This window comes from Candidatus Latescibacter sp. IFSED24 (assembly GCF_058273205.1).
The window spans coordinates 745,894-760,584 of the sequence record NZ_CM177850.1 but is presented as its reverse complement, the minus strand read 5'-3'; the positions used below and the strand labels follow the sequence as shown (position 1 = coordinate 760,584).

Genomic DNA, 14,691 nt, shown 5'->3' with positions numbered 1-14,691 from the left:
GGATTGGTTATCCTGGTAGGAATTCTGACGTTTCCCGAAAGGTAGTTACCATGCCCCAGACCTCTCTTGCCAGCTCGCCCTTTCTGACCGCCCTGCGCGGCGAGACACCGTCGCGCCGGCCCCTCTGGATCATGCGCCAGGCCGGCCGCTACCTGCCCGAGTACCGGGCGGTGCGCGAACGCGCCAGCTTCCACGAGCTGTGCACCACGCCCGAGCTGGCGTGCGAGGTCACCCTGCAGCCGTTGCGTCGGTTCGACCTCGACGCCATGATCATCTTCAGCGACATCCTCACGCCGCTGGGCCCCATGGGCGCCGAATTCGATTTCAGCCAGGGCTCGCCCAAGCTGGCGGCCCCGCTGCGCACCGAGGCCGACCTGGCCCGGTTGCGGGTGGTCGAGCCGCGCGAGGAGCTGGGCTTCGTGGCCGAGGCCATCGGGCTGGTCACCGGCGAGAAGCCCGGGACCCCGCTCATCGGCTTCGCCGGCGCCCCGCTGACCCTCGCGGCCTACCTGGTCGAGGGCGGCGGCAGTTCGGATTTCCGCCACTTCAAGGCGCTGCTCTACTCGCGTCCAGAGGTTGTCACGGGGCTGCTCGACACCCTGGCCGATCAGGTCACCCGCCACCTGACCATGCAGGTCGAGGCGGGCTGCTCGGCGGTCCAGATCTTCGATAGCTGGGCGTCGATCCTCCACCCCCACGACTACGCCCGCGTGGCCCTGCCCCCGATCAAGAAGATCATCGACGGCCTGGCCCACCTCGGCGTGCCGAGGATCCTCTTCAGCAAGGGCGGCGCGGGAAACCTGCCGTCGCTGGTCACGGTCGGCGCCGACTGCCTCTCGCTGGACTGGACCTGCGACCTGGCGGCGGTGGCCGCCCAGGCGCCGCAGCAGACCCTGCAGGGCAACCTCGATCCGGTGGTTCTCTTCGGCAGCGAGGACGAGATCGTGCGCCGCGCCCGCGCGGTCTGCCGCGCCGGCGACCACGCCCGTTCGCACGTCTTCAACCTGGGCCACGGCATCCTGCCCCCGACCCCGCCCGAAGCGGTGGCCCTGCTCGTCGAGACCGTTCACGCCCATGGCAGGGAGGCCTAGATGCGCGTCCACGTTCCCCAGGATCTGCTCCAGCGCATGGACCGACCGGGTCCGCGCTACACCAGCTATCCCACCGTGCCGGCCTGGACGAGCGACTTCGGGCCCGAGCAGTGGCAGGAGGCCCTGGTCGACCTGGCCGCCGCGCCCGAGCGCGAGATCAGCCTCTACGTCCACCTGCCCTACTGCGTGAAGCGCTGCCACTACTGCGGCTGCAACGCCGCGGTGCCCGACAGCCGCGGCGACGTCGATCGCTATCTCGATCATCTCGAGCGCGAACTGGACCTGACCGTGGACGTGCTCGGCAAGCGGCGCGTGGTCCAGATGCACTGGGGTGGCGGCACGCCCAACTACCAGACCGACGCGCAGATGCGCCGTACCTGGCAGCTGCTCGCCGACCGCTTCGAGCTGAGCGGCGAGCTCTCGCTGGAATGCGATCCCCGCGCCGCCAAGGCCGACCAGCCTCACCTGCTGCGCGAGCTGGGCTTCAACCGCATCAGCATGGGCGTGCAGGATTTCGATCCCCGGGTGCAGGAGGCCATCGGGCGGCGGCAGCCGGAGAAGGTGACACGGCGATTCGTGGAATCGTGTCGCGCCGCCGGATTCGAGAGCGTCAACCTCGACCTGGTCTACGGGCTGCCGCACCAGACCGCCGAGGTTCTCGCCGACTCGCTCGAGAAGGTGCTCGCCCTGGAACCCGACCGGCTCGCGGTCTTCGGCTACGCCCACGTGCCCTGGGCCAAGCCGCAGCAGCAGCTGATCGACGAGACCACGCTCCCCACGGCCGACGAGCGCTTCATCCTCTACCAGCAGGCGGTGGAGACCCTCACCGAGGCGGGCTACGTGTGGATCGGCCTGGACCACTTCGCCCGCCCCGACGACGAGCTCGCCGTGGCACTCGCCGCCAAGCAGCTGCACCGGAACTTCATGGGCTACACCACGCGTCCGGCGCTGGACATGCTGGCCTTCGGCAACAGTGCCATCGGCGACGTCTGCGAACGCTTTGCCCAGAACGCGCCGCTGGTGGGCGCCTACGAGGAGAGCGTGGCGGCCGGCCGGCTGCCCGTGGTGCGCGGCATGCGGCTCTCGGACGACGACCGCCTGCGGCGCGCCGTGATCCTGCACCTGATGTGCAACCAGGAACTGCCCTGGGACCTTACGGTCAGCGGATTCGGCGGCACGGTCACCGACCTGATCCCCGGGTGCATGGACCGACTGGCGCCCCTGGCCGTCGAGGGGCTGATCACCCTGGATGACGACGGCGTGAAGGTCACCGAGCTCGGCCGGTTCTTCCTGCGCAACGTGGCCATGGTCTTCGACGCCTACCTCGACGCCGGCGATGGCCAGCCCCGCTACTCGCGCACCGTCTAAGGAGGGACCGTGCGATACAGTCCGCCGCTCTGCCCCGCCCGCCGGCTCGACCCGGCTCGCCGGACCGGACTGCTCTACCTCGGCCTCGGCGGCCCCGACTCGCCGGAGTCCGTGGCGCCCTTCCTCTACAACCTCTTCGCCGACCCCATGGTGCTGCCGCTGCCCGCGTGGTTGTCGCGCCCGCTGGGCAGGATCATCGTCCGCCGCCGTCTCGACGAGGTGCGCGAGAAGTATCGTCGGCTGGGTTTCGGCGGCGGCTCCCCCCAGCTCGAATGGACCGCGAAGCAGGCCACGGCGCTCGCCGGCGACCTCACCGCGCGCGGGATCGACACCACGCCGGCGGTGGCCATGCGCTACTGGCATCCGCTGACCGGGGAAGCCCTGGCGATCTTGCGCGAGGCCGCGGTCGAGCAGCTCCTCGTGGTGCCCACCTATCCGCAGTACAGCGCCGCCACCACCGGTTCGAGCCTGATCGAGCTCGCGCGGGTGCTGGCGCACGAAGGCTGGGATCCGCCGCGACACGTCCTGCGCGAGTGGCCGCTGCTGCCGGGCTATGTCGACCTGCTCGCGCGGCAGGCCGCGGCTGTCCTCGACCGGTGGCGACGCGACGGCAAGGATCCCCACCGGACCGCCCTGGTCTTCACCGCCCACTCGCTGCCCGAACGTTTCCCCAGGCGTGGCGATGCCTACGTGCGGCAGACGCGCGCCACCGTGCGCGCGGTGCACCGGGAACTGGCCGGCCGGACCACGCTCGACGACCTCGCCGCCGGCGGCCGCGAGCCGCTGCTGGCGTTCCAGAGCAAGGTCGGACCGGTGAAGTGGATCGGGCCGCCCACCGAGGGCACCTGCCTCGAGCTGGTGCGTGGCGGCGTCCGTCACCTGCTGGTGGTGCCGGTGAGCTTCAACTGCGAGCACATCGAGACCATCGACGAGCTCGACAACGAACTGGGCGAGGACGTGCGCCACGCCGGCGTCACGGACTTCGCGCGGACCGCGGCCCTGAACCTGGACCCGGCCTGGTTGCGCTCGCTCGCCGACCGGCTGGCGACGCGCGCCTTCGGCCTGGCAACCACCGAGCAACAGGAGAATCGACGTGCCTGAGCTTCACGGATCCCGCGTGGCCATCATCGGCGGTGGCGTGGCCGGCCTGGCAGCAGCCTGGCGTCTGGAAAACCCGCCGGCGGACACTCGGGACACCGCACCTGTGAGCGTCACCGTGTTCGAGGCGGACCAGCGGGTGGGCGGCAATCTGCGCACCGAGGTCGACGGCCCGTTCCGGGTGGAATGGGGCCCCAACGGTTTCCTCGACAGCGAACCGGCGACACTGGAACTGGCCCGTGCCGCGGGCCTCGCTGACGACCTGCTCCGCAGCAGCGACGCGGCGCGCCGACGCTTCCTCTTCCTGCGCAGCAAGCTGCGCGAGATCCCCACCAGCCCCGGCGCCTTCCTGCGTTCGGATCTCTTCTCGACCGCCGCCAAGCTGCGGATCGCCGGCGAGCTGCTGGTGCCACGGCGGCACGGTCTGGGCGAGGCGGCCGCGCGTCCGGAAACCGACGAGACAGTCTGGGCGTTCGGCGCCCGCCGGCTCGGTCGCGAGTTCGCCGACACCATGCTCGACCCCATGGTGCGCGGCATCACCGGCGGCGAGTGCCGGCGGGTCTCGCTGGCGGCGGCCTTCCCGCGCATGGTCGAGCTGGAGAAGGATCACGGCGGACTCTTCCGCGCCATGGTGGCCCTCGGCCGGCAGCGCCGGCGCGAGAAGCGGTCGCGCGAGGGCGGCACCGGCGGCCCGACGGGTGTGCTCACCAGCTTCACCTGCGGCATGGAGCAGCTCCCGCGCGCGCTGGCCGCCGGCCTGCGCGGAAAGGTGCACACCGGTTGCGCCGTCACCGCGCTCGAGCCTGGTCCCGAGGGCTGGTTCCTCACCGCCGGCGGCGAGCGCCACGGCCCCTTCGCCGCGGTGGTCGACACCGCTCCCGCCCATGCGGCCGCCCACTACCATCCCGACCCCGAGGCGCGCCAGTTGCTCGGCGGCATCCGCTTCAACCCGCTGACGGTGATCGGCGTGGCGCTGCGTCGCGAGGACGTGAGGCACCCGCTCGACGGATTCGGCATGCTGACCCCGAGTACCGAGGGACGACCGTTGCTCGGCGTGCTCTGGACCAGCAGCATCTGGTCGGGCCGCGCTCCTGCGGATACCGTGTTGCTGCGGGCCATGTCCGGCGACCCGGAGTGGCTCGGGCTTGCCGAGGACGAGATCGTCGACCGGGCGGTGGCCGAACTCGACCGAATCTACGGTGTGCGCGGCGCGCCGCTGCGCCGGTGGGTCTTCCGCCATCCGCGGGCCATCGCCGAGTACGAGGTCGGACACCTGGCGCGGCTGGCGGCGCTCGAGCGTGCCCTGGCCCGGACGCCGGGGCTGCTCGTCGCGGGCGCCAGCTACCGCGGCATCGCGGTCAATGCCTGTTGCAAGGATGCGTCCCGGGTGGCCGCGCAGGTCCGGACGCACCTGGCCCTGGAGGTTCCGGCATGAGCGACAACCAGGAACTGTCCTCCCTGCTCCAGCGCTGGCTCGCCCAGGAGCCGGACCCCGGCCTCGCCGCCGCCGTGGCCGCGGCGGCCGCCCGCGCGGCCGCCGGCACCGAGAGCGACCCCGAACTCTGGCGGCGCTTCCTCGAGACCACCGGATCCCAGCCCTACCTGGCCGCCCTGGCCGACCGCTCCGCCCGTCATGCCTGGGCCGAGACCGCGTTCACGGCCATCCGTCGTGCGGAATTCGGCGTGGCCGCGCTCCTGGACTGGCGCGTGCGCGAACGGGGCGACACCATCTTCCTGCGCGATCTCGGCCGCACCGGCGAACCGGCTCTCACCTACCGGCAGGTCGCGCGTCGCACCCGGCGCATCGCGGCGCACCTGCTGGGTGCCGAACCCACTGCCGGCAACCGTCCGGTGGTGGGCATCCTCGCGGCCAACACCCTGGACGGCGCGCTCTGCGACCTGGCCTGCCTGGCGCACGACATCCCCGTGGTGCCGCTGAACATCCACGAGGACGTGGCCACCCTGGCCTGGATCTGCGACCGCCTCGCCATCAACGTGCTGATGGTCGACGGACCCGACCGCCTCCAGCGGGCGCTCGAGCTGCGCGACCGCACCAGCCGGCCACCGCAGATCAAGCTGCTGCAGGCCTGCGCCCACGGTTCGCCCGAGGCCATCAGCGTGCTCGACGAGGAGCTGTCCCACCTCGCCCAGGACGAGGTCGACGCACGGCTGGCACGCCGCCCGCGCTACGGCCTCGACGACCCCTGCACCGTGCTCTTCACCAGCGGCTCCACCGGCAAGCCCAAGGGCATCGTCTTCACGCCCTACAACCTGGTCAGCAAGCGTTTCGCCCGGGCGGCCGCGTTGCCCGCGGTGGGCCAGGACGAGGTCCTGCTCAGCTTCCTGCCGCTCTACCACACCTTCGGTCGCTACCTCGAACTCATGGGCATGCTCTACTGGGGCGGCACCTACGTCTTCGCCCGGGATCCGTCGGCCGACTCGCTGCTGGCCGGCCTGCCCCAGATACGCCCCACCGGCCTGATCTCGGTCCCGTTGCGCTGGCAGCAGATCCGCGAGCGCGCCCAACAGCTCGGCCACGACCCGTCCGTCCTGGGGCAGGTCACCGGCGGCCGCCTGCGCTGGGGCCTCTCGGCGGCCGGCTGGCTGGCGCCCGACACCTTCCGCTGGTTCCACTCACGCGGAGTGGAGCTGTGCAGCGGCTTCGGCATGACCGAGGGCACGGGTGGGCTGACCATGACGCCGCCCGGCGAGTACGTCGAGGAATCGGTGGGCCTGCCGCTGCCCGGTGTCCGCACCCGCCTGGGCGAGCTGGGCGAACTGCAGGTCTCCGGCCCCTACGTGGCGCGATACCTCACCGAGAACGCTCCGCCCGGCGACGTGAGCATGGAGCCACCGGTCGATCAGGAGTACTGGCTGGGCACGGGCGACCTCTTCCGCGAGCTGCCCGGGGGACACCTGCAGATCGTCGACCGCATCAAGGACATCTACAAGAACAACCGCGGCCAGACCGTGGCGCCGCGCAAGGTGGAGTCGCGCTTCACCGGGGTTCCCGGGATCAAGCGCACGTTCCTGGCCGGCGACGGTCGGGCCTACAACGTCCTGCTCATCGTGCCCGATCTGACCGACCCGGTGCTCGAGGAGCTCGGGCCCAAGGAACGCGAGGACTACCTGCGGCGCGTGATCCGGCAGGCCAACCTGGACCTGGCGCCCTACGAACGCGTGGTGGCCTTCACGCTCCTCGACCGCGACTTCAGCGCCGATGAGGGCGAGCTCACGCCCAAGGGTTCGTACCGCCGCAAGGCCATCGCCACCAACTTCAAGGACGTGCTCGAGGACCTCTACCGCCGCCGCACGCTGACCTGGCACGACCGGCGGCTCATCATCCACCGCTGGGTCATGCGCGATCTCGGGGTCCTGGGCGACGAGATCCAGCTCGAGGACGACACGCTGGTCAACCGCCGCACGGGCGCCCGACTCCTGCTGGCCGAGGGCAGCCGCCCCGGATTCGTCAGGATCGGGGACCTGGAGTACCACCACGCCGACGGCCAGGATCTCGACCTCGGCGTCTTCGCGCGTCAGCCGCTGCTCTGGGTGGGCAACGCCCAGCTGCAGACCTTCCTGCCCTGCCGCAGCGGCTGGGACACCTCGCTGGGCGGCCTCGCGGAACAGGTCCTGCTGCCCGACCGCCAGGGCGACGCCGCGGAAACGGTCTGCCCGGCCCGGCGGGGCGATCGGTTGGGGGAACTGGACAGCCTCTGCCAAGCGGCGCTCTTCGGCGAGATCGCCGACAGCCTCGCGGCCATCGGCGCGCTGGAGGAACGCCTCGAGCACGCGACGTCCCGGGAGGCGCTGCTGATCAGGCGGCGCCTGGAAGCCCTGGCCAATCATCCCCAGCTGGAGGTGCGCTGCGAGGCCTACCGCATCCTGGTCCTCGACGAGCCCGAACCGGATTACGGGCGCTACCTGGCGGCCTTCGTCGACTCGGGCCGTCCCTTCCTCTGCCCCGGCAGCATCGCCGCCATCGCCCGCGACGCCTCCGAACCCCGGCGCCTGTTCAGCTTCCGCCGGCGCCTGCACGCCTACCGCCAGCAGCTGGACTGGCCGGCCAGCCCGACCGTGCGCAACATCTTCACCGACCTGCTGAAGCTGCTCGCCGATTTCGGCCGTCACCAGCCGGAAAACCTGCCCACAGTGCGCCGCGAGCTCATCTGCTGGGCCACGTTCCAGGCCGACCCCGCGCTGGCGGCCCAGGCCGGCGCCCTGCTCGACGAACTCACGGCCTGGCATCGCGAGGAACTGGCCGACCGGGCGCCCGAGCGGGCCGCCTGGGACGACAAGATCGCCTACCAGGACGGCCTTGACGCCGAGGAGATCGCGCACATCGAATCGGTCCTTCTGGAAACCACGTTCCTCGCCGAGACGCTCGCCCTCATCTTCGATGCCGAGCTCGATCCCGGCGAGGTCGATCCCGGCGGGATCTGGATCAGCCGCACCCTCTCCCAGCCCTTCCCCTCGCGCTACCGGGTCAGCATCAATACCCGCAGCGGCCTGCACTTCGACTTCCTGCTCGTGCTCCGCGAGGACCTGAACGACCCGCACGTGCTGGAGACCTTCCACCGGGTGGCGGCGATCCGGGCCTGGCCCACCGCCACGCCGGTGCTGCCGCGCCTGGGCGCGCTGCGACCCGACCTGGGCGCGGCCAGCCTGGCGTTCGCCAGCGGGCTCACCGTGTGGGACCGCATCCGCCAGCACGCCGCCACCGGAGCCGACGCCGCCCAGGTGGGCCGCCAGGGCTGGCGGCGGCTGCTGGTCGCCGGCATGGCCGCCGTCATCACGGCCTGGAAGCATTCGGGACGGGAGATCGTCGCCGGCATGGTCACGCCCTCCAACGTGATCGTTCCCGACCGCGACTGGCAACGCGACCGCCTGGTGATCAGCCTCGCCGGCTGGCGGCCCTACACCGGTCCGCTCGACCTGGCCCGGCCGCTCCTGCAGAACTTCCTGCGCCTGCCGCCGAGCCATTACCCGGCGCTGCGCGGACTGGTGGACGACGGCTGGCTCGCCGAGGCGGTGGCCGAGGCCCTGGGCGCGGTGGAGGCGCGGCAGTTCCTGAGCGAACTGGCCGGCGCGCTCGAACAGGACCCCCGCCCCCAGGATGGCGCCGAGCTGGCGCCGCGCATTCGCCTCTTCGCCGACGATCTGGCCGTGCGGTACCGGCCGACCCTGACGGTGGAGGGCGCCTGCGAGCGCTTCGAGCGCTGGCGCGCCCTCAATCCCGACGCCTCCTCGCACGCCCGCAGCGACCAGATCGAATCGCTGATCCGCCTGTACCGGCTGGACCTCGAGGGCGAGCTGGCCTGCTTCACGCTCTTCCGCGAGGCCTACCTGCGCGAGGCCGACGTGGCCGCGCTGCATGCCTGCGACCAGCTCCTCGCCCGCCTGTTCCGGTTCCCGGACCTGCGCGCGGCCCGCACGGTGGAGATGAGCGACCTGCAGGCCGCGTTGACCGACCCCGAGGACCGCGAGGCGCTCAGCCGGCTGGCCTTCCCGCGCTCGGCCTTGGGGCACCGCCCGGCACTGCACGCCATCGGCGACCGCGCCCGCGGCCACGTGGTCCTGCAGACCGAGATCGTCGACGACCGTGGCACGCACCACATGGTGCGCGAGCCGCGCGACGCCGCCGAGATGGGCCGCCTCTACCGGTTGTTCCTGCAATCGGGATTTCCGCTGGACATCAGCGAGAACGACCGTCACCTGGTCCTGGTCGACGTCGACGGTCAGCTCTCCGGCGGGGTGGTCTGGCGGCTCGACGCCATCGGCGAACCGCACCTCGACGGCGTGGTCGTGGCCCGGCCTTTACGAGGCCGGGGACTGGCCAGGCTGCTGCTCGAGGATTTCGCCCGCCGGCTCAGCGACGATGGCCACCAGGTCCTGCGCACGCACTTCAGCCTCCAGGGCTTCTTCACGCGCCTGGGCTTCCACACCGACCGGCAACGCGGAGGTCTCGTGCGGCGGCTGGCCTGAGCGCCCGCCGGATCAGTCCCAGATCCCCAGCTCGGCCTTGGCATCGTCCGAGGCATCGACGCGCGGGTCCCAGAGCGGCGACCAAACCAGCTGGATCTCGGCCGCCTCGACGCCGGACACCTTTTCCGCCGCGTGCTTGGTGGCGGCCATGATCTCCGGCCCCAGCGGGCACATGGGACTGGTCAGGGTCAGGTCGATGTCCACCTGGCCCGAATCGTCGGCCACGGTGATGCCGCGCACCAGGCCGAGGTCGACGATGGAGATGTTCAGCTCGGGGTCGATCACCGGGCGCAGGCCCTCGAGCACGGCTTCCGGAGTGGGCTTGGTCATGAGCGTTCCTCGATCGTCACATCCATGGGCCGACCGTCGTCGGTCACGCCCTCGGTGCTGACAGGCTGGGGAGTGCGGCCCTGGCGATGAGCCAGGATGGCGTCGAGCAGGGTGACCCAGGGCAGGAGCGCGCACTTGACGCGCACGGGGAACTTCTTGACCCCCTCGAGAGCCTCCAGATCGCCGAGGTCGATATCGGTGGGGAATTCGCCACCGTGCATGACCGCCCGGAAGCGGTCGGCCAGGACCTGGGCCTGGTCCACGGTGAGGCCCTCCACGATCTCGGCCATCATCGAGCCGCTGCTGGTGGAGATGGCGCAGCCCTGGGAGAGGACGCCCACGGCGGCGATGCGATCGCCGTCGAAGCGCGCCTGCAGCGTGACCTCGTCGCCGCAGCTGGGGTTCTTGCCCGACGCCTGCACGTCGAACTCGGCGAGCGGGCTGGCGCCGCGCGGGTGCCGGTGGTGATCCAGGACCACCTCGCGGTAGAGCGAATCCAGGGGTCCTTCCGTCATGCTGCAAAGACCTTTCTGGCGGCCGTGATGCCGTCGATCAGCGCGTCGATGTCATCGCGCCTGGTGTAGAGACCGAAACTGGCGCGGGTGGTGGCGGGCACCCCCAGGCGACGGTGCAGCGGCTGCGCGCAGTGATGGCCGGCGCGCACCGCCACCCCGAACTGATCGAGCAGGGTACTCATGTCGTGCGGGTGCACCGCGGGGTCCCAGAATGCGATCAGGCCACCGCGCCGGTGAGCCTCCCGGGGCCCGTAGATGGTGAGCCCGCCCAGTTCCTCGAGACGGGCCAGCGCGTAGGCCGTCACCGCTTCCTCGTGCCGTCGGATCGTGTCGGCACCCAGTTCCTCGAGCAGGTCCAGGGCCGCGGGAAAGGCGGCGGCCGCCGCCACGTTGGGGGTCCCCGCCTCGAATCGATGCGGGACCTCGGCCCAGGTGGCGTTGTCCAGGTGCACCCATTCGATCATCTCGCCACCCCCCTCGAGGGGTTCGAGCTTATCGAGCAGGTCGCGCTCCGCAACCAGGAAGCCCAGTCCCATGGGACCATAGGCCTTGTGGGCGGAAAACACCACGGCGTCCGCGCCGAGGGCCGAGAAGTCCAGAGGCAGATGGCCGGCAGTCTGGGCAGCATCGACCACCGTGAGCGCGCCGCGCAGCCGCGCCTGACTGGCGACCTCGGCCACCGGATTGATGGTGCCCAGCACGTTGCTCGTGTGGACCAGCGAGACGATCCGGGTGCGACCGGTGAGCAGTTCGGGTAGGCGATCCAGGTCGAGCTGGCCGTCGTCGGCCAGGGGCAGGAAGCGCAACACCAGGTCGCGCCGCCGGGCGAGCATCTGCCACGGTACCAGGTTGGCGTGGTGCTCCATCTCGGTCAACAGGATCTCGTCGCCGGGTGCGAGCAGATGCTCGACCCCGTGCGCCAGCAGGTTCAGGGCCGAGGTGGCACCGCGAGTGATGACCACCGACTCGGCCGCCGGCGCCTTGACCCACGCCGCCACGCGGCGCCGGCACGCCTCGTAGGCCTCGGTGGCTTCGGCGGCCAGCGTGTTGAGGCTGCGGTGCACGTTGGCGTTGCTGTGGCGGTAGTAGTGATCGATGGCCTGCAACACCGCCTCGGGCTTCTGGCTCGTGGCCGCGGTGTCCAGGTAGTGCAGGGGTCGGCCGGCGACCTGTCTGGCCAGCAGGGGGAAGCGGTCACGCGCCAGCCCGGTCGCCAGGCTGCCGAGGTCCGGTCTGGTCGCGTCGGCGGTGGTGTGGTCGGCTCGCGCCAAGGCTCAATCCTCCAGGTCGGCCACCACCCAGTCGCCTTCGATGCGCGCCGGATAGGTGGCGATGCCCACCGGGGCGGGGCTGCGACGCACCTCCCCGGTGGCGATGTCGAAGCGAGCGCCGTGCCTGGGGCAGGACACGCATCCCTCGTGGATCTCCTGCGCGCCCAGCGACGCATCGTCGTGGCTGCAGACGTCCTCCAGCACGTGGACCGTGGCGCTGGCGGGTCTGCAGATCAGGAGATCATCCAGCCCGATCCGCACCGGCCGCGCTGTACCCACCGGCAGTTCGGCCAGCGCGATGACGCGCGTCCAGGCCACGTCAAGCCGCTCCGACCAGCCGCTGCAGACGCGCGTCGATCAGCTCTTCCAGCTCCTCGCGCAACCCGACGGGCACCAAGCGCAGGGTGGTCTCCACGAACCCGCGCACGATCTGGTGCAAGGCCTCGTCGGGGCTGAGGCCGCGGCTCTCCAGGTAGAACAGCTGTTCGGGATCCACGGGTGCCGCGGTGGCTCCGTGGCTGCAGCTGACGTCGTCGGTGAGGATCTCCAGCTCGGGAATCGTGTCCGCCCGGGCCCGTTCCGACAGCAGCAGATTGCGGTTCTCCTGGAACGCCTCGCTGCCCGCCGCATCCTTCTCGATCCGGATCAGCCCGGTATAGGCCGACCGCGCCCGGTCGGTGACCGCCGCCTTGAAGTCGATGTTGCTCCACGTGCGCCCGCTGAGGTGCTGGTGCAGAGTGTGGTGATCGAGGTGCTGGCGCCTCTCCGGCAGGGTCACACCCACCAGTTCGCTGCGCGCGCCGGGACCGGCGAGCACGCCACCCAGGTCGACCTTGACGAGCTGACCGCCGAGGCCGGCAGTGGCCCCGAGGAAGCGGGCATCGCGCTCGAGGCGCGCCCGCTGGGTGAGGTGGCCGCGCACGCCGTGGTTCCAGCGCTGGACCAGCACGTGCCGGACGTCGCTGTTGGCGCCGGCCAGGATCTCGGTCACCCCGATCACCAGCGCATCGGCACCACCCCCGACATGCTCCTCCACCACGGTCAGGGTCGCGCTCTCACCCGCGACGACCAAGAGGCGCGGCAGGCTCTGTCCGGCGAGGGGCGCGGGCACGATCACTCGCAACGGTCGCTCCAGAGCCAGACCTCGCGGCGCTCGCACCACCAGTCCGGCATCGAAGCCCACGGCGTTGAGCGCCTCGAAATAGCCGTGTCGTGGCGGAACGGCCCGCCCGAAGAGGTCCGTGTGGTCTGGCCGGGTGAAGGCCCGCTCGAGCGACAGACCACAGGCTTCGGCCGCCGGATTCAGCCGCAATTCGTCGGCGGCGGTGAGCACCACCGCCGGATCGTCCACCGGCGGATCGATCGGATCCCCGGCGTCCGCACGGGCTGTCAGCAGAGCCGGCGGCATCAGCAATCCGGGATCGGTGTAGCGCCAGAGGTGCTGGACACGATCCGGAATGGCCGTCTCGGCGAGGGCCAGGAGTGCCTGCTGGCGCCACTGGGCGCCGGCGGCGGTCTCCTGCCGGCGCTGGCTGAAGTCGTCCACAGCCGCCGCCGTGGGCAGCGGACAGGTGCTGGCGGCGGTCGCCGTGACGTTGCGGGTCATGGTGTTGCTGTCAGCCAACGGATCCCTCCATTTCAAGCTCGATGAGGCGGTTCATCTCCACGGCGTACTCCATGGGCAACTCGCGGACGAACGGTTCGATGAAGCCGTTGACGATCATCAACCGGGCCTGATCGGCGTCGAGGCCCCGGCTCTGTAGGTAGAAGAGCTGCTCGTCGGCGAGCTTGCTCACGCGAGCCTCGTGCTCGACCCGCACATCGTCCTCGGCGATCTCCATGGTCGGGTAGGTGTCGGTGCGCGACTTCTCGCCGATGAGCAGCGCGTCGCACTCCACGCTGGTGCGGCAGCCGGGGCAATCCTTGTGGACCTTGACCATGCCCCGATAGGTGCTGCGCCCCTCGTCCTTGCTGATGGACTTGCTGATGATGCGGCTGGAAGTGTTGGGCGCCGCGTGGATCATTTTGGCGCCGGCGTCCTGGTGCTGGCCAGTGCCCGCATAGGCGATGGAGAGCACCTCGCCGTGGGCCCGCTCGCCGAGCAGATGAATCGCCGGGTACTTCATGGTCAGCTTGGAGCCGATGTTCCCGTCGACCCACTCGACCACCGCGTCGCGGTGCGCGTGCGCCCGCTTGGTCACCAGGTTGTAGACGTTGTTCGACCAGTTCTGGATGGTGGTGTACCGGATGTGCGCACCCGGCAGCGCCACCAGCTCGACCACCGCCGAGTGCAGGCTGTCGGTGGAGTACACCGGCGCCGTGCAGCCCTCGATGTAGTGCACGCTGGCACCCTCGTCGGCGATGATCAGCGTGCGCTCGAACTGCCCCATGTTCTTGGCGTTGATCCGGAAGTAGGCCTGCAGCGGGATCTCCACCTTGGTGTTCTTGGGCACGTAGATGAACGAGCCACCCGACCACACGGCGCTGTTGAGCGCGGAGAACTTGTTGTCCTCGGGCGGGATCACGGTGGCCCAGTACTTCTTGACGATGTCCTCGTGCTTGGCGAGCCCGCTGTCCATGTCGGTGAAGATCACGCCCAGCTCGTCGAGTTCCTTGTTGATGGAGTGGTAGACCACCTCGGAATCGTACTGGGCCGTGACTCCGGCCAGGAACTTCTGCTCCGCCTCCGGGATGCCGAGCTTGTCGAAGGTCCGCTTGATGTTCTCCGGAACGTCGTCCCAGTCGTTGACCGAACCCTCGCTGGAGGCGAGGTAGTAGTGGATATCTGCGAAGTCGATGCTGCCGAGCAGTTCCTGGTTCCCCCACTTCGGCATGGGCTTGGCCAGGAACGTGTCCAGAGCCCGGTGGCGGAATTCGCGCATCCAGTCGGGCTCGTCCTTGAACCGCGAGATCATCTCCACGGTCTCGTGGTCGAGGCCCTTGGGTGCCTGGTGCAGGAACGCTTCGGGATCGGCGAATCCATATTTCTCGCGGTAGTCCGCGTTCAGATCGGCAATGCGCTCGGCGGACATG

The 14,691-nt window shown here is 70.5% G+C and carries 11 protein-coding genes; 5 read left to right on the top strand and 6 right to left on the bottom strand.

Annotated features, from left to right (window positions below):
- The first annotated feature begins 50 nt into the window (after nucleotides 1-50).
- From hemE to IFSED24_RS02995, 5 genes are read left to right on the top strand one after another with little or no spacing between them, the layout of a single operon-like run.
- On the top strand, nucleotides 51-1,091 hold the full coding sequence (hemE, locus tag IFSED24_RS03015; RefSeq protein WP_491333744.1) for a uroporphyrinogen decarboxylase: 1,041 nt from the start codon (nucleotides 51-53) through the stop codon (nucleotides 1,089-1,091).
- Entirely contained in the window at nucleotides 1,092-2,459 is a 1,368-nt protein-coding gene (gene hemN, locus IFSED24_RS03010; protein WP_491333743.1) for an oxygen-independent coproporphyrinogen III oxidase, read from the top strand.
- Nucleotides 2,460-2,468: 9 nt separating this feature from the next.
- Nucleotides 2,469-3,560, top strand: a complete 1,092-nt coding sequence (hemH, locus tag IFSED24_RS03005) for a ferrochelatase (RefSeq protein ID WP_491333742.1) — start codon at nucleotides 2,469-2,471, stop codon at nucleotides 3,558-3,560.
- On the top strand, nucleotides 3,553-4,992 hold the full coding sequence (gene hemG / locus IFSED24_RS03000) for a protoporphyrinogen oxidase (RefSeq protein ID WP_491333741.1): 1,440 nt from the start codon (nucleotides 3,553-3,555) through the stop codon (nucleotides 4,990-4,992). The genes hemH and hemG overlap by 8 nt, the downstream gene beginning before the upstream one ends.
- Nucleotides 4,989-9,542 carry a GNAT family N-acetyltransferase gene (locus IFSED24_RS02995; protein WP_491333740.1) on the top strand — a complete coding sequence of 1,518 codons (4,554 nt, stop codon included), beginning with the start codon at nucleotides 4,989-4,991 and terminating at the stop codon, nucleotides 9,540-9,542. The genes hemG and IFSED24_RS02995 overlap by 4 nt, the downstream gene beginning before the upstream one ends.
- Nucleotides 9,543-9,554: 12 nt before the next feature.
- Here the strand turns inward: IFSED24_RS02995 and IFSED24_RS02990 are convergent, their stop codons facing one another.
- From IFSED24_RS02990 to sufB, 6 genes are read right to left on the bottom strand one after another with little or no spacing between them, the layout of a single operon-like run.
- Nucleotides 9,555-9,872, bottom strand: a complete 318-nt coding sequence (locus IFSED24_RS02990; RefSeq protein WP_491333739.1) for a metal-sulfur cluster assembly factor — start codon at nucleotides 9,870-9,872, stop codon at nucleotides 9,555-9,557.
- Nucleotides 9,869-10,387 carry a Fe-S cluster assembly sulfur transfer protein SufU gene (gene sufU / locus IFSED24_RS02985; RefSeq protein WP_491333738.1) on the bottom strand — a complete coding sequence of 173 codons (519 nt, stop codon included), beginning with the start codon at nucleotides 10,385-10,387 and terminating at the stop codon, nucleotides 9,869-9,871. The genes IFSED24_RS02990 and sufU overlap by 4 nt, the downstream gene beginning before the upstream one ends.
- Nucleotides 10,384-11,658: a SufS family cysteine desulfurase gene (locus IFSED24_RS02980; RefSeq protein ID WP_491333737.1), complete on the bottom strand. Its 1,275-nt coding sequence runs from the start codon at nucleotides 11,656-11,658 to the stop codon at nucleotides 10,384-10,386. The genes sufU and IFSED24_RS02980 overlap by 4 nt, the downstream gene beginning before the upstream one ends.
- A 3-nt stretch (nucleotides 11,659-11,661) precedes the next feature.
- Nucleotides 11,662-11,976 (bottom strand): Rieske (2Fe-2S) protein, encoded by a 315-nt coding sequence (locus tag IFSED24_RS02975; protein ID WP_491333736.1) that lies wholly within the window; start codon nucleotides 11,974-11,976, stop codon nucleotides 11,662-11,664.
- 1 nt (nucleotide 11,977) lies between these two features.
- Nucleotides 11,978-13,282, bottom strand: coding sequence for a Fe-S cluster assembly protein SufD (gene sufD / locus IFSED24_RS02970; RefSeq protein WP_491333735.1), 1,305 nt, complete (start codon nucleotides 13,280-13,282; stop codon nucleotides 11,978-11,980).
- On the bottom strand, nucleotides 13,275-14,690 hold the full coding sequence (sufB, locus tag IFSED24_RS02965) for a Fe-S cluster assembly protein SufB (protein ID WP_491333734.1): 1,416 nt from the start codon (nucleotides 14,688-14,690) through the stop codon (nucleotides 13,275-13,277). Before sufB ends, sufD begins: the two co-directional genes overlap by 8 nt.
- Nucleotide 14,691 lies beyond the last annotated feature (1 nt).